General features: G+C 41.4%; 1 protein-coding gene. It reads right to left on the bottom strand.

The features are described from left to right. Positions 1 to 164 precede the first annotated feature (164 nt). Positions 165 to 1,337 (bottom strand): 1-deoxy-D-xylulose-5-phosphate reductoisomerase, encoded by a 1,173-nt coding sequence (gene dxr, locus PX636_RS21330; protein ID WP_288118757.1) that lies wholly within the window; start codon positions 1,335 to 1,337, stop codon positions 165 to 167. Positions 1,338 to 1,535 lie beyond the last annotated feature (198 nt).

Below are 1,535 nucleotides of genomic sequence, written 5' to 3'. Positions count from 1 at the left end.
GAACCCTCAAAAATTAATTAGGCAAGAGGTTTATTGAAGGTTATCAACTTTTGTCATGATCATCATAAATCTAGTTAACTAGAAAAAATAGCCGAAATTAGTAATTTTTCTATCCTAGACCTGTAGAGACATTATAGTTAACATCCCTACAGAATCTAGACTATCTAGACCGGATTGGCAATCAGACAGTTAGATACCTCTTGACGCGCCCAATTATCGGCGGCTAAAATGTCATCTAGGCTAGGGGTAGAAGTGTTATGAATTGCAAAGCGATCGCAAACTTTTTCGATCACCCGGGGAATATCTAAGAAACTAATCTTTTCTTCTAAAAATAATGCTACCGCTTGTTCATTGGCCGCGTTTAATACTGCTGGCATTGCCCCACCTGCGCGGCCGGCCGCATAGGCTAATCCCATACAGGGATATTTTTGATGATCGGGTTCTTTGAAAGTTAAACTGCCAGCTTTAACTAAATTTAAAGGTTCCCAATCCGTATAAATTCTTTCGGGCCAAGACAAGGCATATAACAGGGGTAAACGCATATCGGGCCAGCCTAATTGGGCTAAAACTGAGGTATCCTGTAACTCAATTAAAGAGTGAATAATACTTTGGGGATGAATAACAATATCGATCGCATTATAATCGACACCAAATAAATAATGAGCTTCGATAACTTCTAGACCTTTATTCATTAAAGTAGCCGAATCGATGGTGATTTTTCTGCCCATAGACCAGTTAGGATGTTTCAGGGCATCAGCTACGGTTACTTGTAGCAATTTTTCCACGGGTAAATCCCGAAAAGCACCCCCAGAAGCAGTGAGAATAATCTTTTTTAATCCCCCAGTGGGAACTCCCTGTAAACACTGAAAAATAGCTGAATGTTCCGAGTCAGCAGGTAATAATTTAACTCGGTGTTTTTCCACTAAAGGCAGCACCACCGGACCGCCAGCAATCAGGGTTTCTTTATTAGCGAGGGCGATATCTTTACCGGCAGTAATAGCGGCAATTGTCGGCAGCAATCCCGCACAACCGACAATTCCCGTGACGACGCTTTCGGAATCGCCATAACGGGCCACTTCGATTACTCCTTCCTTTCCTGCTAGGATAATCGGGGTATAGTCAAGGTCGGAAATTAGGCTTTTTAGGTCTTCTAGTTGACTTTCGTTATTAATCGCCACGATTTGCGGGCGAAATTGCCGAATTTGCTCCGATAGTAGTTGAATATTATTACCCGTGGCTAATCCTACCACTTGAAACTTATCGGGATGATCGGTGACAATATCGAGAGTTTGAGTGCCGATCGAGCCTGTAGAGCCTAAAATCGAGATTTTTTTCATTAGAAACTTAATATAATTTGGGGATTAGCTTTTAATATACGTTCTCTGGGGTCCCTCCGGCACGTCGGTGTAAATATTAGCTCTCTTGCAAAAATCAAAAATCTTCCGTTAGGTGAGGAGTAAGGAGTAAGGAGTCAGTAGTCAGGAGAATTAAGAATGTGCATTAATCAATTAAATGCTCTATTTAGGGATTTTATG

This window comes from Microcystis sp. M53598_WE2 (genome assembly GCF_030067735.1).
Taxonomy (GTDB): Bacteria; Cyanobacteriota; Cyanobacteriia; order Cyanobacteriales; family Microcystaceae; genus Microcystis; species Microcystis aeruginosa.
Note: the sequence above shows the minus strand (reverse complement) of the source record. Positions and strands in the feature narration are given on the sequence as shown.